Source organism: Pseudonocardia yunnanensis (assembly GCF_039534065.1).
GTDB lineage: Bacteria > Actinomycetota > Actinomycetes > Mycobacteriales > Pseudonocardiaceae > Pseudonocardia > Pseudonocardia yunnanensis.
This window is the reverse complement of the sequence record NZ_BAAAUS010000001.1, coordinates 248,263-265,707: the sequence shown is the minus strand read 5'-3', so window position 1 is coordinate 265,707 and position 17,445 is coordinate 248,263. Positions and strand designations below refer to the sequence as shown.

Below are 17,445 nucleotides of genomic sequence, written 5' to 3'. Positions count from 1 at the left end.
GCCGGCCCAGGGCACGGGCCTCATCTCGCCCGCCTGCCCAGCACGGGCTGGCCGCCCCGGCGTGCACGGAAGCCCTCGTCCCACGGCCAGTGGTCGCGCTCATCGGCCCAGACCACCTGCAGTGCGCGCACGGCGGGCCCGTAGAGGGCCTGGGCCATGGCCAGGTGGATCTCGGGATGGTCGACCTCGACGAACTCGACGAGCGGCCCGCTGACGAGCCGCACCTGTTCACCCGGCGGAGGCGCGGTGGCGTGCACGAGGTGTGCCGCGACGCCGTCGAGCAGCGCCGCGGCCCGGGCCGCCTGCAACCCCGTGGTGACGAGCTCCGGGCGCTGGTGGGACGTGAGACCCACGGTGTACGACCACGGGGGCCTGCCGCGCTCGCCTCGCACCCCCTGCACCACCCAGCAGTGCTTCCGGACCAGCCGGGCCATGCGTGCCAGGTACTCCTCGGGGGTGAGGCCGGGGTCGTCGCACTTCCAGCACATCGGTTCCTCCTCGGTCGGTCGACTCCGACCGGGCAACCGTGACCGTCGCCACCGACGGCGACGGGCCTGCGCGGCGCGCTGCCGAGGAGTTGTCCACAGGGCGGTTCAGCTGGGTTGGGCGCCTCCGCGTCCCTGGTCGCCCGCGCCCCCGTCGTCGTCGCCCGCGCCCCCGTCGCCGTCCTTGTCGTCGTGACCGGCCAGGAACCGCTCCACCTCGGCGGCGAGCTCGTCGGCGCTGGGCAGCTCGCCCGAGAGACCGAGGCTCGAGCGGTCGCCGCGGCCGGTGGACACCATGTCGTACTGCCGCTCCAGAGCCTGGACGACCTGGCGCACCTCGTCGGAGCCCGCCACCTGCTCGGCGATCTCGGCCTCGGCGAGCTCAGCGGCCTTGGACAGTCCTTCGGTGGGGAGGTAGAGCCCCGCGGCGATCCCGATGTGGTCGAGCAGTACCCGGGCGGCCTGCGGGTACTCCGCGCGCGCCAGGTAGTGCGGAACGTGGACGGCGAAACCCATCGCGTCGAGCCCGGCCTCACCGAGGCGGAACTCCATCAGCCCCACCGCGCTGCCCGGGACCTGCGCCGTGGCGAACCACGCCTCGTGCCCCTCGGTGAGCTCGGGCCGCGTGCCGTGGACGGTGACCCCGATCGGACGGGTGTGCGGCACGGCCATCGGGATCGCCGTGAGATTGATCACCAGCCGGACGCCGAACCGGCGCACGATCTGCTCGACGGCGACACAGAACCGCTCCCACTGCACGTCCGGCTCGGGCCCCGTGAGCAGCAGGTAGTCGGTGTCGCCCGTGTCCTTCAGGGCGACGACGTCGAGCCGCGGCCGTTCGTAGGCGGCCCAGTGGTCGGACTCGAAGCGCAGCGGCGGCCGCCTCGATCGGTAGTCCACGAGCTGGTCGATGTCGAAACGCGCCACCGTCCGTGCCTCACGGTCCGCCAGGATCGCGTCGACGGCCAGCTGTGCCGCGTTTCCCGCGTCGACGAAACCCTCGAGCGCCACGAGTAGCACGGGCTCGTCGACCTCCGGCGCATCAGCCGCCACCTCGTACAGCTCAGCCGGGTCCAGCACCGCACACCTCCGGTTCCTCGACGGGGTACCTACCCCGCCCCTCGCAACGTCGCACGGTCCGGGGTCCCCCGGCGAGCAAGTCTCCCCGTGCAACGTGAACTTCCCCGCACAGCATCCCGTTCGGGCGTCCCTGCCCGCACCATGAGGAGGAAATGAAGCTGCATCATCGCGTCTGGGTGGTCTGGGCCGTCGGTTTGGCCGCCTATCTCGTCGGCGTCATGCATCGCACCTCCTTCGGCGTCGCCGGACTCGACGCGGCGGCCCGCTTCACCGCGGGACCGGAGGCGCTGTCCGGGTTCGTGGTGCTGCAGTTGCTCGTTTACGCGAGCCTCCAGATACCCGTCGGTGTGCTGCTCGACCGGTTCGGCGCCCGGCGGCTCATCGTGGCCGGCGCGTTCACGATGGCCGCCGGTCAACTGGTGCTCGCGCTCGCCACCGACCTGCCGTCGGCGATCCTCGCGCGGGTGCTGGTCGGCGCGGGCGACGCGCTGACGTTCATCAGCGTGCTCTCCGTGGTCACGGCCTGGTTCCCGGCCCGGCGGGTGCCGCTGATGACGCAGCTCACCGGTTTGATCGGACAGCTCGGGCAGGTGCTGAGCGCCGTTCCGCTCGCCCTGCTGCTGCACGGCTCCGGCTGGACCACCGCGTTCGTGTCGGCGGCCGGGCTCGGGGTGGCCGTCGCGCTCGCGGCGCTGGCGGTGGTGCGCAACCGGCCGCCGGGTGCACCCCCGCCGCCACCGGCGGCCTCGCCGCGTGAGGTGGTCGACGGGCTCGTCTCGTCGTGGCGGGAGCCGGGCACCCGGCTCGGGCTGTGGACCCACATGGGCACGCAGTTCTCGGGCACGGTGTTCGCGCTGCTCTGGGGCGTGCCGTACCTGGTGGTGGGCCAGGGGCTCTCGGCCGCTGCGGCGAGCGCGATGCTCGCGCTGCTCGTCGGCGTCGGCATCGTCGCGGGACCGCTGTTCGGCGAGTTCACCGCCCGGCACCCGCTGCGCCGGTCGTGGCTGGTGCTGGCGGTGATCGGGACGACCGCGGTGATGTGGACGGTCGTGCTGGCGGTGCCGCCGCCGGCTCCGCGATGGCTGCTGGTGCTGCTGGTGTGCGTGCTGGCACTGGGCGGCCCGGCGTCCATGGTGGGCTTCGACTACGCCCGCACCTTCAATCCCGGCCACCGGCAGGGCGCGGCGGTCGGCATCGTCAACGTCGGTGGTTTCTGCGCGTCGCTGCTCGTGTCGCTCGCGGTCGGTGTGGTGCTCGGGCAGATCGGCCCGGACGGTGGGTACAGCCCCGACGCGTTCCGGGGCGCCTGGCTCGTGCAGTACGTGATCTGGAGCCTCGCACTGGTCGGAGTGCTGGGGGCCCGTCGTCGCGCTCGCCGCAAGCTGGCGGTCGAGGGCGTCGTGGTGCCTCCGCTGCGCGAGCTGTTGGCCGCGCGGCGCCGCGCCCGCTGACCGTCCCGATCCCGCCCACACACGCCCGACCCGAGCCCGTCACCCGATAGTGACAATGCTTATCATTCCCAGGTACGGTGAAGTCGATCTTGGGAGGCCGGGTGCGAATCGCGTTCGTCGGCAAGGGCGGTAGTGGGAAGACGACGTCGGCGGCGGTGTTCAGCCGGTACCTCGCCGAGCTCGGCCGCCCGGTCCTCGCGATCGACGCCGACATCAACCAGCATCTGGGCGCGGCTCTGGGCGACGACGGGCCGCCGCCCCGGGCGCTCGGCGCCGATCTGGCCTGGCTGAAGGAGCACCTGCGCGGCACCAACCCGCGCATCCCCTCCGCCGATGTGATGATCAAGACGACCCCGCCCGGCCCGGGGTCGCGGCTGCTCGACCTCGCGACGGACGGCGAGCTGCTCCAGCGGTACTCGGCCATGGCGGGCGGCGTGCGCTACCTCGTCACCGGCGAGTTCGACGAGGCCGACGTGGGCGTCTCCTGCTACCACTCGAAGACGGGCGCGGTGGAGCTCTACCTCAACCACCTCGTCGACGGCCCGGGTGAGTACGTGGTGGTCGACATGACGGCGGGTGCCGACGCGTTCGCGTCCGGCCTCTTCACCCGCTTCGACCTGACGGTGCTGGTGAGCGAGCCGACCAAGCGCGGTATCGGGGTCTACCGGCAGTACGCCGAGCACGCCGCCGGTCACGGCGTGGCGCTGCGGGTGGTCGGCAACAAGGTGGCCGATCCGGATGACGTCGCCTACCTGCGCGAGCACGCCGGCGACGCCCTGCTCGGATGGTTCGGCCAGTCGGCGTGGGTGCGGGCGGCCGAGCGCGGTGAGCCCGCCCCGATCGCCGCGCTGGAGCCGGCCAACCTCGCGGTGCTCGACACCGTGCTCTCCGCGCTGGACGACCAGCGGCGCGACTGGGCGGCCTACCACCGGGGCACCGTGGAGTTCCATCTGCGTAACGCCGCTGCCTGGGCCAACCGTGCGGTCGGCGCCGACCTCGCCGCGCAGGTCGACCCGGAGTTCGTCCCCGGACCGGTGGCGGTCCGGGCCGCAAGTGTGTGACCGACCGATCCGCCGATCCGTTCGTATCCAGGAGGTTCCGTGTCCCTCGACGTCCCCACCCACGTGCTGACCGCAGCAGAACGCGGCGAGCTCGACGACGCGCAGTTCGTCGCCGTCGTCCGGGACTCGCTGCCCTATGCCTGGGAGGTGGTCACCGCGGCAGCCGAGGACCGCGTCGCGCGTCCCGACGCCCGGTTCGGCGAGCACGAGGTGCCCCCGCCGTCGGAGGGGGAGCGCGGTCAGCTCCTGCGCGCCCTGGCCAGCAATGCGATCCGGGGTGCGCTCGAGCGGCACTTCGGCGTGGTGTTCGCATTCCAGAACTGCCACCGCGTTGCGGCGTTCGCCCCCGCCGACGTCGACGGTGCGGCGTACCGGGAGTTCATCAGCCCGCGCGGCCAGGTCCTCAACCAGAGCCCGGAGCTGCGGGACTGCTGATCCTGCGGTGAACATGACCGTGCGCGGCTACGGCCCAGAGGCTCGTAGCCGCGCACGTCCCCCTGATTATTCGGCCAGCAGCCGGTAGATCGTCCTGCGTGCCTCGGTCAGAGCCGTGGTGGCTGCCGTGATCTGCTCCGGGTTGCCGGCGGCCATCACCTGCTGGGCAGCGGCATGGAGCTGGCCGAGCTGCTCCCACAGCTCACCCGCCCCGTTGTCGTCGCCGTCGTCGCCACCCGCCGACGCCCAGACCGCGTCCAGTTCGTCGCGGTGCTCCTCGACGTATCGGGTGCCCTCCTCGGTGAGGTGGACGACCCGGCGGCCGTCGGCCTGCTCCACGCGGACCAGGCGCTCGTCCTCCAGCTGGGACAGGGTGGGGTAGACCGATCCCGGACTCGGGCGCCAGGCTCCGCCCGTGCGCTCGCTGATCTCCTGGATGATCTCGTAGCCGTGTCGCGGCTGCTCCGCGACCAGGGCCAGCACGGCGGCGCGGATGTCGCCGCGGGCTGTCCGGCGGCCGCGCCTTCCGTGGTGTCCCGGAAAGCCACCGCGGGGATGCATGCCCGGGCCGAAACCCGGGCCGAAGGGGGGTCGGCCACGGCGTTCACGCCGCCCGTGGCCGCGCCGGCCGTGGTGCCCGTGGTCGCCGTCGTCGTCCGGACCGTCGAACGGCCGTGGCCCGCCCATCGCGGCGGCCATCGGTCCGGCCGGCGGCACCACGGGTCCGTGCCCGTGTCCGTGTCCGCGGCCGAAGGGGTTGCCTCGCAGGCCTGCGCCTCCGAAGCCGGGGAAGGGAAGGTTCCACGCGGGGTTCATCGCGTTCATCTCGGTGTCTCCTTGAACGGTGCGAGCCTCCTGCTCCGATAGCAGCGAGTAGCTCGTGTGCCATCACGATATATCGCGATACGGCGGAGAGCTATCGCGTGTGACGTGGGTCACGTACTAGTGGCCTGCCGCGAAGGCGAGCAGCTCCTTGTTCAGCCGGTCCTTCTCGGTCACGTACAGCCCGTGCGGTGCACCGGGGTAGACCTCGAGCCTGCTGTTCGGGAGCAACGCGGCGGTCGGCCGCCCGGTGAAGTCGATCGGGGCCGATGCGTCGGCGTCGCCGTGCACCACCAGCGTGGGGATGTCGATCGAGCGCAGCTCCGCCGACAGGTCGGCGCCCATTGCCTGCAGGGTGTCGGTCTGCACCTCGAGGGGGGTGAGCAGGATCGACCGGACCGCGTCGTCCACCAGCGCGGGCGAGAGCCACGCGCCCGTGCCGCTCGTGGCGAAGTACGCCGGTGCCCCGTCGTGGAACCACTTCGGACGGTCGGCGCGCAGTGCCGCCGCGATCGCCTCCAGGCGTTCCGGGGGGACGCGGCCGGGCGCCATCCCGCCGACGTACGCCGCGCGGTCCACCCGGTCGGTGCCGTACCGGGCGAGGTAGCGCGTCAGCTCGAGAGTCCCGAGACTGTGCGCGACGAACACGACCCGGCGCAGGTCCAGCCGGTCGAGCAGCGCGGCCAGGTCGCCTGCGAGGGTGTCGAGGTCGTATCCCGTGCCCGGGACGTCCGAGCGGCCGTGGCCGCGCCGGTCGAGCGCGATGCAGCGGTACCCCGCCTCGCGGAAGGCTGCGACCTGGTACTCCCACATGGTCGAGCTCAGCGACCAGGCGTGGACGAACACGGCCACCGGACCCGTGCCGCCGCCGTCGTAGTAGTAGAGCCTGGTGCCGTCCGCGGCCTCGATGTGCGGCATGTCCCTTTTCCCTTCACGCCTACCGAATGTGTCGATGTCGACGATCGGGTATGCAGCGTGGCCGGTCGATTACGCCGGGGGTAACGAGGTGCGTCACCCGCTCGGGGCTGGTAGGAACACGGAGCCGGTCGTTCGAGGAGCCGCGGGACCGGATGGGACCGAGGAGGTCGGATCACATGCTGCTGAAGATCCTGGGCATCGTGGTGGTCATCTGGTTGGCCCTCGCGGTGCTGGGGGCGGTGTTCGAGTTCCTCGGCACCGCGCTCGTGATCGGTGCCGTGGCGGTGGTCGGCGTGGTCGCGTACTCCGCCGTGAAGGCCGGGCGCTCCCACCGGTCCATCGGTCGCTAGCGACCGGTGCCCGGAAGCGCGCCGCAGGTCTCGTTCACATAGGCCTGAACGCGTTCGCGTGCGGCGGCGAGCTCCGGCGCCCCGAGCCGGGCGTTGAGCTGTGGGTCGCGGGCCACTGCCGCCCCGTTGCCGCCGTTGGCCAGCAGCGCATCGAGCTGCAGACCCATCGAGTCCACGGTGAGCTGGACGTCGTCGTGAATCTCGTCGGGCGCGGAGTTCAGCATCGCGGCGCCCGCGCGCCGCACCCCGTCGATGGTGTTCGTCAGTTCCTCGGGACTGGCGCCGCCGCGGGTGATCAGGGCCGACAGTGGCCGCACCGCAGCAACGTTCTGCTGGGCGGCGACGCAGAACGGGCTCGAGACGGGCGGCGCCGCACGGGTCGGCTCGCGGCCGTCGGCATCGGCGACGGACCCGCCGCACCCCGCCGCGAAGGCGCAGGCGACCAGCGTGGCGGCCAGCATCGTGGCACGCGGAACGAGACCCATCGTCACTTCCCCGAAAGCGATCTGTGGAGGTGCAGACGATAGACCTCGCCCGGATCGGTCCTTGTGAGGCGGCTGCCCCGAATGGGGGCACTTCACCCGCCCGGAACGTTCTCGGTGTCCTGATCGTTGTTCCGGACGTGGCCACCATCGGACCTCGCCGGATCGCGGCTTTCACCGCCCTCGGGCGTGTACTGGTCAGCGGACTCAAGCCGGGAGCCCCCGGGTTCGGCGATCGGCTGCGCTCGGTGCCCCGGATGCTGCGTGGTGCCGTCTCGGGGCGTTACCCCGACCTGACCTGCGGCCGGCTCGGGCTCCTGCTGCTCGCGCTGGCCTACGTGGTCTCGCCGGTCGACCTCGTCCCCGAGGCCTTCCTGGCCCTGCTGGGCATCGGCGACGACGTCATCGTCGCGGCGTGGCTCGGCGGCGCCGTTCTCGTCGAGACCGAGCGGTTCCTCGCGTGGGAGCGCAACCAGCCGGTCGTCGTGGACCAGCAGCCCGCCTGACGCGGGGTCGATCTTGTACCGCACCGGCGGCCCCCTACGGTGAGCGCCATGCCGATCCTCGAAGTCCATCTCGTCGAGGGGATGCACACCCCCGCGCAGCACGCCGAGATGCTCACAGCGATGAGCCTCCGCTGCGCTGAGCTGCTGGACTCGCCCCTGGACCACGTGCGTGCCTACGTCACGCTGCACCGGCCCGAGCACTGGGCCACCGCGGGTAGCCCCGCGTCGGGACGCTCGGCCCCGTACTTCACGGTCACCCTCCTGGAGGGCCGGTCCACCGAGCAGCGCCACCGATTGCTCGGTGCCGTCACCGACATCATCGTCGACGTGCTCGGGGCCGACCGGCGGATGGTGCAGGGCCGCATCATCTCGGTGCGGCCCGAGGACTGGGCGATCGGTGGCGTGCCGGCCACCGCCCGCCGGGGCGAGCCGCGCGCACGCGCCGTCACCGGCACCTGAACGAGCTCCTGCAGCCGGTTGCTTCCGGCCGGTTCCTGCTCAGTGCTGGATCCAGGGGCCCACGCCACCCACCCGCTCCACGGCGATCCGCACCACGAAGCCGGGCGGCGGGTCGGGCGGCAGCGGGAACTCCGCGTCCGGCCCGGCGTAGACCTTGACGAGCCGCTGCAGCAGCTCGGGCGCCCCGCCCTCGGTGACGGTGGCCGTGCCGTGGATCAGCAGGTTGTGTTGCATCCCCATCGCGTTGCGCTCCTCGGAGTCCAGCGACAGGACGATGCGGGGATCGCGTCGTAGGTTGCGAACCTTCCGGTGCTCGGGAAGGTGCGCCATCACGATCTCGTCGCCGTCGAGCCCGATCCACACTGCGCTCAGGTGAGGGCTGCCGTCGGCGTTGACCGTGGCGCAGTGGGCGAGCCGCCCGGACTCGATCAGGGCACGAGCGCTGTCGGGAAGGGTGGCCACTGGCGCACCGTAGCGGGTGCACCTACCGGTCGCCGCAGATTTCGTGCCCCGCCAGGTGTCCACGCGGTCCTGATGGTAGGCATCGACCGTGGGAACGATGCGCGTGATCACGCAGCTCTCGACCGGCGGACCCGAGGTGCTCGAGCTCGGCGAGGCGGAGGTACCGACGCCGCTGCCCACCGAGATCCGCGTTCGCGTCGCAGCAGCGGGGGTCAACCCGGTGGACTGGAAGACGCGCGCAGGTGCAGGCATGGCCCCGGTGATCGGTCCGCCCCCGTTCACCGTGGGCTGGGACGTCGCGGGCACCGTCGACGCGGTCGGCCCCGGGGTCACCAGGTTCTCCGTGGGCGACTCGGTGTTCGGGATGCCGTGGTTCCCGCGGCAAGCCGGCGCGTACGCCGAGTTCGTCACCGCTCCCTCGCGGCACTTCGCGCACCGGCCCGCCGGCCTGTCGGAGGTGGAGGCGGCCGGGCTCCCGCTCGCCGGGCTCACCGCGTGGCAGGCGCTGGTGGACATCGCGGGCGTGCAGCCGGGCCAGCGGGTCCTCGTGCACGGTGCCGCGGGCGGGGTCGGGCACCTGGCCGTCCAGATCGCCAAGGCCCGGGGCGCCTACGTGATCGGCACCGCCTCCGTCGGCAAGCACAACCTGCTCAACGACCTGGGGATCGACGAGGCCGTGGACTACCGGACCGAGGCGTTCGAGAAGGTGATCGAACCCGTCGACCTCGTCCTGGACATGTTCGGCGGCGAGGTGGCGGTGCGCTCGCTCGACGTGCTGCACCCCGACGGCCGGCTCATCTGCCTGCCTTCGGCAGCGGCGGCGGATGCCGTGGCCGCGGCGGGGGACCGGGGCCTGCGCGCCACCGGCATGCTCGTGGAACCCGACGGCGACGGTCTCGACGAACTCGCCGAGCTGGTCGGCGACCGGCGGCTGCGGGTGCTCGTGGCCGAGACCTTCCCGCTGGAACGGGCCTCGCACGCCCATCGAGCAGGCGAGCTCGGGCACACCACCGGGAAGTTGGTGCTGACGACCTGAGCCGACTGTCGCGGCTCAGCCCGTCACGTCGCTCAGAGCGGCGTCGAGGATCTCCAGACCACGGCCGATCTCGCCGTCGGACGCGGTGAGCGGCGGCGCGATCCGGAACGTCCCGCCCATGCCGGGCAGCTGCACGATGTTCATGTGCAGGCCGAGCTCGGCGCACCGCTGGGTCACCGCGGTACCGAGCGCGTCGGTGTCGCCGATGCCCGGCCCGGGTACCAGCTCCAGCCCCACCAGCAGGCCGCGCCCGCGCACGTCCCCGATCACCGGGTGCTTGCCGGCCAGCTCCCGCAACCCGTCCTGCAGGATCTTCCCGAGATCACGGGCTCGCTCGTCGAGCCGGTCGCGGACCAGCACGTCGAGCACGGTGTTCCCGACAGCGGCCGGAAGCGGATCGTTGACGTGCGTGGTGAAGAACAGGTAGCCGCGGTCGTGGGCCTCCTGCTCGATCTCCGCGCTGGTCAGGACGGCCGCGAGCGGCAGCCCGGCACCGAGGGTCTTGGACAGCGTCAGGATGTCCGGCACCACGCCGTCCCGCTCGAACGCATACCAGTCCCCGGTCCGGCACAGCCCGGTCTGGGCCTCGTCGAGGATCAGCAGCATCCCTCGCTCGTGGCACTTGTCCCGCAGCGCCGCCAGGTAGCCGGGCGGCAGGTCGACGACACCGCCGGAGCTCAGGATCGGCTCGACCAGGCAGGCGGCGAGACTGCCGACCGACTGGGCGTCGATCAGGTCGAACCCCAGGTCGAGCTGACGGCGCCAGTCGAGGTTCCCGTCGACGTCGACGAGGTCGGGCCGGAACCGGTCCGGCACCGGCAAGGCGAAGTTGCCCGGCGCGGCAGGTCCATAGCCGGCGCGGCCTGCGACATAGGTGGCGTTCGCTGCGGCCTGGGTCATCCCGTGCCAGGACCGGGCGAACGACACGATCTCGTGCTTCCCGGTGACGAGTTTCGCCATCCGGATCGCGGCCTCGTTCGACTCGGCACCGGTGGTCAGCAGCAGCACCTTGTCCAGCGGCGCAGGGACGCTGTCCGCCAGTCGCCGGGCCAGGTCGACAACCGGACGGGACAGCATCCCGCTGTAGAGGTGGTCGAGCCGGCCGATCTGCTCGCGGACCGTTGCGACGATCGCCGGATGGGAGTGACCGAGTATCGCGCTCATCTGACCCGACGTGAAGTCGAGCAGCTCACGTCCGTCCTCGGTGAACACCCAGCTGCCTGCCGCGCGGTCGACGATTCCGGGGCTGAAGGCGCCGCGGCCCGCGTAGCGGATCAGGTGACGGTCGGGAGCGGTGTCGTCCGGCATGGCGTCGACGTTAGGAAGAACGGATCTGTGCGTCCACGGACACTGGCACACCTCGTCGCATGGGGATGCTCGCCCGCAGGGATGCTCCCGCCGTGCCGTCGACGACGACGACGGTGCCGCCGTGGCGAACAGCGATGTCGCGGGCGATGGCGAGCCCGAGTCCGGACCCTCCCGCGTCCCGGGCCCTGGCCTCGTCGAGCCGGGTGAAGCGGTCGAAGACCGCCTCCCGGTGCTCGGGAGGGATACCCGGTCCGTCGTCGTCGACCTCGAGCACCGCGTCGCCTCCGCAGCGCACCAGGCGGACGACCACGGACGTCCGGGCGTGCCGCACGGCGTTGTCCACGAGGTTGGCGACCACACGGCGCAGTTGTTCACCGGATCCGTCGACCACGATCTCGCTGCTGATGTCCAGCGAGACCCCGACCTCGGTCCGGGAGCGGGCGCGGGAGGCCTCTTCCGCGGCGACCTGGCCGAAGTCGACCTCCTCGTGCTCCGTCGGCTCGTCGGCGTCGAGGCGGGCGAGCAACAGCAGATCGGTGGTGAGGCGCTGGATCCGGTCGACGTCCGTGAGCGCTTCGGTGGTGAGCGCCTGGGGTGGCGCGATCTCCAGGCGGGCGCGGAGCACGGCAAGCGGACTCCGCAGCTCGTGGGCGGCGTCGGCCACGAACCGCCGATGGCGGACGACGGCGTGCTCGAGCCTGTCCAGTGTCCGGTTCGTCGTCGCGGCGAGGCGGGCGATCTCGTCACCGGCCGGGGGCACCGGCACCCGACGGTGCAGGTCGCTCGCGGTGATGTCCGCGAGCTCCTGACGGATCGCCGAGACCGGCGCGAGAGCCCGTCCCACCGCGAGCCAGGTGAGACCCGCGACCAGCAGGAGCAGGGCAGGGATGCCGGGTAGCAGCACGCTCCACAGGGTGGCCAGTGCGGTGGCGACGGGCTGCAGGGAAGCCCTCGCCTGTACGAGGACCTTCCCTCCGGCGGTGTCCACCGGCTTGCTCACCACCGTGTAGGTCGCCGACGGGGTCCATTGTTTGGGCACGACCAGAACGTTCCGCGTCGGCGGCTCGCCGATGATCACCACATCGGGGTCGACGGCGAGGCCGGGCGAGCCTGCCGTGCCCGCTCCGCTGCCGTCGACCAACAGCTCGGCCGTGATCGCGGCGCGCCGGGCGGCATCGGCCGCGGCGCTGTCCTGCAAGCTTCCGCGGAGCACGCTCACCAGCGCGGCCGCCGCGACGGCGAGTGCGACGGCGACGATGGCGGTGGCCGCGAGCGTCGCTCGTAGGCGCACGGACAGCCGTGACGTGAACCGGCTGCTCACTGGGCCGCCTCGAGCCGGTACCCGGCGCCTCGGACCGTGACGAGCGAGGTGCGCTCGAACGGCCTGTCGATCTTGCGGCGGAGGGCGCTGATGTACACCTCGACGATGTTCGGGTCGCCGTCGAACGCGAAGTCCCAGGCCTGCGCGAGCAACTCGCCTTTGGAGACCACCTCGCCCGGTCGCCGGGCCAGAGTGTGCAGCACGGCGAACTCCTTCGGGGTCAGCGCGATCTCGACGCGTCCCCGCCGGCAGCGCAGCCCTGCCGGATCGAGGGTCAGATCACCCACCGTGATCGACACCGGCCGGACGGGGCCGCCTCGGCGCACCAGCGCGCGTAGCCGGGCGAGCAGCACCACGTAGGAGAACGGCTTCGACAGGTAGTCGTCCGCGCCGGTGTCGAGCGCCTCGGCCTCGTCGTGCACACCGTCCTTCGCGGTGAGCATGAGGATCGGCGTCCAGACGTCGGCGGCGCGGAGCTTGGCACACACCGTGTAGCCGTTCATCCGGGGAAGCATCACGTCGAGCACGATCACGTCGTACTCGTGCTCGCCGGCCATCCAGAGCCCGTCGGGGCCGTCATGGGCGACGTCGACGGCGAAGCCCTCTCCGGCGAGGCCGCCCGCCAGCACGTCGGTCAGTCGTTTCTCGTCCTCAACCAGCAGCAGGCGCACGCCGATCAGTCTGGCCAGGGCGCCTGAGGTCAACCTGAAGACGTGTTCAGCGCTGTTCAGTCCGGTTTCAGCAGGCCGGCGCAAGCCTGTGCGCGTTCGATCGACCGAGAGGAGAGCACCCATGCGCATCCGTACGATCGCCGGTCCCGTCCTGGCGGCCGCGGGCCTGATGACCGCCCTGACCGGGGCTGCCAGCGCGAGCACACCCGACCCTGGTGAGCCGTCGGGCGAAGCAGTCGTCGTCACGTGCGAGGACGGCAAGGCCACTGTTCGCCCGCTCACGGACGAGGAGCGGGCGAAGCTGAAGGCGGTGCGGGCGGGGGAGCGGGGCGACAAGGTCCGCTTCCACCGTGGTTCGCCCCCCGATGGGGACCATGCCGTTCCACACGGCAAGAAGATCAAGGTGATCTACACCGGTTCCGGGCCGGTGCCCGCGGAGAAGGCGCGACTCGCGTGTGGCGCGTCGGCTGAGCATCGGGACGAGTAGCGAGCCCGGCGCGCCCGTGCCGGTCTCGGGGGCCGGCACGGGCTCGTCAGCGCTGCGGCGACGTGCGACGGGGACGGGGCTGAATTCGGCGACTTGTCATGCCCGGAGTCCATGAAGGGTGACTGCGATCGCGGAGTCGTAGGCGGCCCGGGGATCGCCGGGTGGTGCGTTGCCGGTCAGTTCGAGCATGACCAGCCCATGCCCGGTCGCCCACAGCATGTGCGCGGCGGCCGGGACGTCAACGGTCAACGGTCTGTCGCCGCCCCAGCGGCGCACGGCCTCGACGAACTGATCATGAAACCGGCGCTCGTAGCTGCGGCTGTCCTCCGAGGGGCGGTGGTCGGGAGCAGGCCTGCCGAACATGACCTGGTAGTAGGCCGGGTGAGCGAGAGCGACCTCGCGGTAGATGTGGCACATCCGCATGAGGTCCGCTTCGGGGTCGCCGGTCCGGGCGATCCGCTGGGCGGCGGTCAGGCGCTCGAAGCCCTCGACGTGGACGGCGTCGAGCAAGCCCTGCGTCCCCTGGAAATAGTGGTTGACGACCATCGTCGAGCAGCCGGCCTCGGAGGCGACGCGATGGATCGTGAGCCCGCTCGGCCCCTCGAGTGCGAGCAGTTGTGCCGTCGCGTCGATCACGGCCGATCGCAGGTCACGTTCGCCTGCGGCCACCGCGTTCTCCGGCACCGGTGTGTTCGGCGACGACCGGTCCGAAGCCGGCGCACGTGACGTTCGCGGCCTCGCGACGGCGACGGCATCGAGTGCGGCTTCGAGGTAGTCGACCAGCTCAGGGTGATCGCCGTCGGCGAGGGCGGTGCTGCCGATGACGTTGCGCATGAACTGCACGCCGGTGCAGATGGCAACCAGCAGGGCTGCGCGACCGTCGGCGTCCGGGCCGTCGAGCGCCGACGTCAGCTTGCGCTGGTAGTTGCCCTCCAGGTTGGAGCGAATGATCGCGACGGCCCGCTCGTTGGACGCCGAGCGGATCGTGAGCAGCATGCCGTCGAGTTCGGAGTCCTTGCTCCGGGCCAGCAACGCGATGGCAGCCTCGTGGTTCACGCCGGGCGCCATCAGAAGTGTCTTCTGGTGGGCGGCTTCGACGACCTCGGCGAAGAGGAGCTCCTTCGAGCCGAAGTACCGGCCGATCAGGCGCGCGTCCACACCTGCCTCCTGAGCGATCTCCCGCATTCCGGCGCCGTCGTAGCCGAGCCTCGTGAACAGCCGCCGAGCTGCGGTGAAGATCGCGCTGCGCGTCGCCGCAGCGTCCCGTGTGCGCGGCGTCCGGCTCTCCGGGCCGGAACGGGTGGTTCGACCGTCGGTCACGGGCTCCAGTCAAGCTGATCCGTCATTGCATGTCCACAGTCGTGGATATAGCTTGTCCTCAGTCGTGGACATCGTCGACGCGGACGACCACGACGCAGACGACGCCATTCGAAAGGCACGTGATGACCATCCCGACCCGTACCCTCGGCGGCCACCTCGAGGTCGGAGCCGTCGGCTTCGGCGCCATGAGCTTCGCCATGCCCTACGGGCAGAAGGCCTCGGACACCAGCGACACCCCCCGCGACCTGATCAACCGCGCGATCGACCTCGGTACCACCCTGCTCGACACCGCCGACATCTACACCGACAGCGAGGAGCTGATCGGCGAGGCGATCGCAGGCCGTCGCGACGAGGTGGTGCTGGCCACCAAGTTCGGCATCATCAGTGCGCCCAGGAACGGTGCGCCAGCCGTGCTGAACGGCACGCCCGCGTACATGCGTGAGCGCATCGAGCGCTCTCTGAAGAACCTGCGCACCGACCACGTCGACCTGTACTACCTGCACCGCAGCGACCCGCAGGTACCGATCGAGGAGACGGTCGGGGCGATGGCGGAGTTGGTCGAGGAGGGCAAGGTGCGCCACCTCGGCCTGTCCGAGGCCGCGCCCGACACCATCCGCCGGGCCCACGCGTTGCACCCGATCACGGCGTTGGAGACCGAGTGGTCGCTCTGGTCGCGCGAGATCGAGGCGGAGATCGTGCCGGTCTGCAAGGAGCTGGGCATCAGCGTCGTGCCGTTCAGCCCGCTCGGACGTGGGGCGCTGACCGGCACGATCACCTCCCGCGACGACCTCCCGGAGAACGACTACCGGCGCACCATGCCGCGCTACGCCGAGGGCGCCCTCGACGCCAACCTGGCCACCCTGGACATCGTCCGGGAGATCGCGAAGGCCCACGACGCCACCCCCGGCCAGGTATCGCTGGCGTGGCTCCTCGCGAAGGCCCCCGACGTCGTCCCGATCCCGGGGACCCGCCGGATCACGTATCTGGAGCAGAACACCCACGCCGCCACCGTCGCCCTCACTGACGCCGAGGTCGAGCGGCTCGACGCGGTCACCGTGATCGGCTCGCGTGTGGCGCAGATGGACGGGAACTGGACCGACGGCGTCACTCCCGCGCTCAAGGGCTGACGGGGCCGCGAACGCTCCCGATGGGTCCGTGCCGGCTCGTGGAGGGTCGGCACGGGCTCGTCAGCTCCGTGGTGGGGTGCTCCGAGCGCGGGCGACCACGTCCTTGACCCGGTCACGGATGCCGCGCACCTCCGTCAGGTAGAGCCAGTAGTCGGGATGCGCGCCCGTGAGCCGCTCCTGGGCGTTCGCGAGTCGCACCGACTGTGCGTCGAGGACGGGGCCGAACTCGGCGACGAGCCCGCGGTCCACCACGAGCCGCTGGGCGTCGCGCAGCACGAACCGGGCGTCGGCGGCCTGCTGCCCGGGATCGGCCCGGACGTCGCGCAACAGGGAGAGCCGGTCGGTGACGAGGTCGTGGTGCTCCTCGGCACGTCCGAGCGCCGAACGGGCCGCCGCGATCTGGTCCGCGGCCTCGTCCCAGTCACCATCCGCGGCCAGGCGCCGGGTCTGTGTGATCGCCCGGTCGGCCTCGGCGATCGCCTCGTGGGCGAGCGCCTCGGCTCCTGTGAGGTCGCGGGAGCAGGGCTCGGAGAACTCCCGGCGTAGGGATGAGAGCGCGGGCTGGATGCGCCCGGCTTTGGTGGCCGCAGCCGACCGGCGGGTGGCGATGCTGCGCAGCGCGGTCCGGGCGGCCTCGGCGGTGCCAGGGGCTTCCGCGGCGAGCGTCGCCGCTGATCGCGCCAGCTCGAGGGTGTGCTCGGCGGCCTGCAAGTGTTCTCGCAAGCGGGCGCCGGGGGCCTCGAGCCGTCCGGCGGCCCGCTCGGCCTCGGTGAGCCGCTCCGCCGCACGGCGGGACCTGGTGCCGCCCGCCTCCGCCACCTCCACGGCGGTGCGTGCCTCGATCAGCGCCGTGCGCGCCTGCTGCACCATGCGGGGCACGCTGCTGCGCGCGTAGGCCGCCTCGTCGAGCGGACGCGCGTGCGAGTCGCGAAATCGGCGGATCGTCTCGCGGGCCCGTTCGATCTCCCGCAGCGCCCGCTCGTCGGCTGAGCGGGCGGCCGTGGCCGCGTGACTCCCGGTCGCGGGCCGGTTGGCGGTCGCCGACAGGTAGGCCTCCGTGGCCGCGTCCCCCATGGCCGCGACCTCGCGCCAGGCCTCCGCGAGTCCTGGCGCGATCTCGAGCTCCTCGGCGGCCAGCACCGCCTCGGCGACGGCGCGCTGCTCGTCGTCGAGCGCGAGGAAGGCCTGTGTCGCGGCGTTGCGCGCGGCCACCGCGCGTTCGTCGGCGGGCTCGTCCCTGGGGTCGGACCTGCGGAACAACGTGCTCCCCTCGCGCGTGCACCGGGCTGGTCGAACCGTACCCGGACAGGCGCTTTGCGTGTCCTGTCCTGATACGCATCGTGAAGCGCTCTTTATTCGAAGATGACCAACACTCTGAAAGCTTTGCCGACCCTTGACGCTCGGAGGCTCCCGTGCTCTCGATCACGACGCGGCCCGTGTGCGGTGTTGATCCTGCGGCGACCGGCAACCGTGACTGCTCCGTTCGCTGGTACCGCTCCCACCGTGGCCGCTCTGTGGTTACGACGGAACGCCGATCGGGCGGAGGACTGGGGCCGATTCTGCGCCGAACGGAGCCCTTCGAACGGCGTGTCGCGGCCGACATGCCTATTCCGCCACTCGTCGCCCGGTGCTGCTCAGCGGCCTCAGTTCCGGTGCCGCGTGGG

At 71.8% G+C, this 17,445-nt stretch carries 20 protein-coding genes; 9 read left to right on the top strand and 11 right to left on the bottom strand.

Features of this window, described 5'->3' with window-relative positions:
• Positions 1–20: 20 nt before the first annotated feature.
• Both ABD743_RS01225 and ABD743_RS01220 read right to left on the bottom strand, forming a co-directional pair.
• Entirely contained in the window at positions 21–488 is a 468-nt protein-coding gene (locus ABD743_RS01225; protein ID WP_344717856.1) for a DUF4262 domain-containing protein, read from the bottom strand.
• A 105-nt stretch (positions 489–593) separates the two neighbouring features.
• Complete coding sequence (locus ABD743_RS01220; RefSeq protein WP_344717855.1) at positions 594–1,565, bottom strand: PAC2 family protein; 972 nt, start codon at positions 1,563–1,565, stop codon at positions 594–596.
• A 152-nt stretch (positions 1,566–1,717) separates the two neighbouring features.
• Here ABD743_RS01220 and ABD743_RS01215 point away from each other — a divergent pair, with 152 nt between their 5' ends.
• From ABD743_RS01215 to ABD743_RS01205, 3 genes are all read left to right on the top strand, one after another.
• Complete coding sequence (locus ABD743_RS01215; RefSeq protein ID WP_344717854.1) at positions 1,718–3,016, top strand: MFS transporter; 1,299 nt, start codon at positions 1,718–1,720, stop codon at positions 3,014–3,016.
• Between the two features lie 101 nt (positions 3,017–3,117).
• Positions 3,118–4,077 carry an ATP-binding protein gene (locus ABD743_RS01210; RefSeq protein ID WP_344718763.1) on the top strand — a complete coding sequence of 320 codons (960 nt, stop codon included), beginning with the start codon at positions 3,118–3,120 and terminating at the stop codon, positions 4,075–4,077.
• A 39-nt stretch (positions 4,078–4,116) separates the two neighbouring features.
• On the top strand, positions 4,117–4,512 hold the full coding sequence (locus ABD743_RS01205; protein WP_344717852.1) for an SCO5389 family protein: 396 nt from the start codon (positions 4,117–4,119) through the stop codon (positions 4,510–4,512).
• A gap of 66 nt (positions 4,513–4,578) precedes the next feature.
• Here the strand turns inward: ABD743_RS01205 and ABD743_RS01200 are convergent, their stop codons facing one another.
• A complete protein-coding gene (locus ABD743_RS01200; RefSeq protein ID WP_344717850.1) occupies positions 4,579–5,337 on the bottom strand; it encodes a PadR family transcriptional regulator in 759 nt (252 codons plus the stop codon).
• 117 nt (positions 5,338–5,454) lie between these two features.
• Positions 5,455–6,252: an alpha/beta fold hydrolase gene (locus ABD743_RS01195; RefSeq protein ID WP_344717848.1), complete on the bottom strand. Its 798-nt coding sequence runs from the start codon at positions 6,250–6,252 to the stop codon at positions 5,455–5,457.
• A 176-nt stretch (positions 6,253–6,428) separates the two neighbouring features.
• Between ABD743_RS01195 and ABD743_RS01190 the strand changes: the two genes are divergently transcribed.
• Positions 6,429–6,602, top strand: a complete 174-nt coding sequence (locus tag ABD743_RS01190; RefSeq protein ID WP_344717846.1) for a hypothetical protein — start codon at positions 6,429–6,431, stop codon at positions 6,600–6,602.
• On the opposite strand, the gene ABD743_RS01185 is transcribed toward ABD743_RS01190, so the two are convergent.
• A complete protein-coding gene (locus ABD743_RS01185) occupies positions 6,599–7,087 on the bottom strand; it encodes a hypothetical protein (RefSeq protein WP_344717844.1) in 489 nt (162 codons plus the stop codon). The genes ABD743_RS01190 and ABD743_RS01185 overlap by 4 nt on opposite strands.
• Before the next feature lie 137 nt (positions 7,088–7,224).
• Between ABD743_RS01185 and ABD743_RS01180 the strand changes: the two genes are divergently transcribed.
• Complete coding sequence (locus ABD743_RS01180) at positions 7,225–7,590, top strand: YkvA family protein (protein ID WP_344717842.1); 366 nt, start codon at positions 7,225–7,227, stop codon at positions 7,588–7,590.
• A gap of 48 nt (positions 7,591–7,638) precedes the next feature.
• The gene (locus tag ABD743_RS01175; RefSeq protein WP_344717839.1) at positions 7,639–8,049 is read left to right on the top strand and encodes a tautomerase family protein; all 411 of its coding nucleotides are present in this window, start codon (positions 7,639–7,641) and stop codon (positions 8,047–8,049) included.
• 39 nt (positions 8,050–8,088) lie between these two features.
• Here ABD743_RS01175 and ABD743_RS01170 read toward each other — a convergent pair whose 3' ends face one another.
• Positions 8,089–8,511 (bottom strand): PPOX class F420-dependent oxidoreductase, encoded by a 423-nt coding sequence (locus tag ABD743_RS01170; protein WP_344717837.1) that lies wholly within the window; start codon positions 8,509–8,511, stop codon positions 8,089–8,091.
• Positions 8,512–8,608: 97 nt separating this feature from the next.
• On the opposite strand from ABD743_RS01170, the gene ABD743_RS01165 reads away from it, so the two are divergent.
• On the top strand, positions 8,609–9,547 hold the full coding sequence (locus tag ABD743_RS01165) for an NADP-dependent oxidoreductase (RefSeq protein ID WP_344717835.1): 939 nt from the start codon (positions 8,609–8,611) through the stop codon (positions 9,545–9,547).
• A gap of 15 nt (positions 9,548–9,562) precedes the next feature.
• Here the strand turns inward: ABD743_RS01165 and ABD743_RS01160 are convergent, their stop codons facing one another.
• Genes ABD743_RS01160 through ABD743_RS01150 form a run of 3 tightly spaced genes read right to left on the bottom strand, consistent with a single transcriptional unit; the run spans position 9,563 to position 12,847 of the window.
• A complete protein-coding gene (locus ABD743_RS01160) occupies positions 9,563–10,855 on the bottom strand; it encodes an aspartate aminotransferase family protein (protein WP_344717833.1) in 1,293 nt (430 codons plus the stop codon).
• Positions 10,856–10,865: 10 nt separating this feature from the next.
• Positions 10,866–12,176 carry a sensor histidine kinase gene (locus ABD743_RS01155; RefSeq protein ID WP_344717831.1) on the bottom strand — a complete coding sequence of 437 codons (1,311 nt, stop codon included), beginning with the start codon at positions 12,174–12,176 and terminating at the stop codon, positions 10,866–10,868.
• Positions 12,173–12,847 (bottom strand): response regulator transcription factor, encoded by a 675-nt coding sequence (locus ABD743_RS01150; protein ID WP_344717828.1) that lies wholly within the window; start codon positions 12,845–12,847, stop codon positions 12,173–12,175. The genes ABD743_RS01155 and ABD743_RS01150 overlap by 4 nt, the downstream gene beginning before the upstream one ends.
• A gap of 121 nt (positions 12,848–12,968) precedes the next feature.
• On the opposite strand from ABD743_RS01150, the gene ABD743_RS01145 reads away from it, so the two are divergent.
• Entirely contained in the window at positions 12,969–13,334 is a 366-nt protein-coding gene (locus ABD743_RS01145; protein ID WP_344717826.1) for a hypothetical protein, read from the top strand.
• A 96-nt stretch (positions 13,335–13,430) separates the two neighbouring features.
• Here the strand turns inward: ABD743_RS01145 and ABD743_RS01140 are convergent, their stop codons facing one another.
• Positions 13,431–14,654, bottom strand: a complete 1,224-nt coding sequence (locus ABD743_RS01140) for a TetR family transcriptional regulator (RefSeq protein WP_344717824.1) — start codon at positions 14,652–14,654, stop codon at positions 13,431–13,433.
• Between the two features lie 122 nt (positions 14,655–14,776).
• On the opposite strand from ABD743_RS01140, the gene ABD743_RS01135 reads away from it, so the two are divergent.
• Positions 14,777–15,781, top strand: coding sequence for an aldo/keto reductase (locus ABD743_RS01135; RefSeq protein WP_344717822.1), 1,005 nt, complete (start codon positions 14,777–14,779; stop codon positions 15,779–15,781).
• Positions 15,782–15,841: 60 nt separating this feature from the next.
• Here the strand turns inward: ABD743_RS01135 and ABD743_RS01130 are convergent, their stop codons facing one another.
• The gene (locus tag ABD743_RS01130; protein WP_344717821.1) at positions 15,842–17,041 is read right to left on the bottom strand and encodes a coiled-coil domain-containing protein; all 1,200 of its coding nucleotides are present in this window, start codon (positions 17,039–17,041) and stop codon (positions 15,842–15,844) included.
• Between the last annotated feature and the right edge of the window lie 404 nt (positions 17,042–17,445).

Bases quoted from the DNA above. Each gene is read 5' to 3' on its own strand.
- ABD743_RS01225 (WP_344717856.1), bottom strand. From the start codon at position 488: ATGTGCTGGAAGTGCGACGACCCCGGCCTCACCCCCGAGGAGTACCTG.
- ABD743_RS01215 (WP_344717854.1), top strand. From the start codon at position 1,718: ATGAAGCTGCATCATCGCGTCTGGGTGGTCTGGGCCGTCGGTTTGGCC.
- ABD743_RS01200 (WP_344717850.1), bottom strand. From the start codon at position 5,337: ATGAACGCGATGAACCCCGCGTGGAACCTTCCCTTCCCCGGCTTCGGA.
- ABD743_RS01195 (WP_344717848.1), bottom strand. From the start codon at position 6,252: ATGCCGCACATCGAGGCCGCGGACGGCACCAGGCTCTACTACTACGAC.
- ABD743_RS01190 (WP_344717846.1), top strand. From the start codon at position 6,429: ATGCTGCTGAAGATCCTGGGCATCGTGGTGGTCATCTGGTTGGCCCTC.
- ABD743_RS01185 (WP_344717844.1), bottom strand. From the start codon at position 7,087: ATGGGTCTCGTTCCGCGTGCCACGATGCTGGCCGCCACGCTGGTCGCC.
- ABD743_RS01175 (WP_344717839.1), top strand. From the start codon at position 7,639: ATGCCGATCCTCGAAGTCCATCTCGTCGAGGGGATGCACACCCCCGCG.
- ABD743_RS01165 (WP_344717835.1), top strand. From the start codon at position 8,609: ATGCGCGTGATCACGCAGCTCTCGACCGGCGGACCCGAGGTGCTCGAG.
- ABD743_RS01160 (WP_344717833.1), bottom strand. From the start codon at position 10,855: ATGCCGGACGACACCGCTCCCGACCGTCACCTGATCCGCTACGCGGGC.
- ABD743_RS01145 (WP_344717826.1), top strand. From the start codon at position 12,969: ATGCGCATCCGTACGATCGCCGGTCCCGTCCTGGCGGCCGCGGGCCTG.
- ABD743_RS01135 (WP_344717822.1), top strand. From the start codon at position 14,777: ATGACCATCCCGACCCGTACCCTCGGCGGCCACCTCGAGGTCGGAGCC.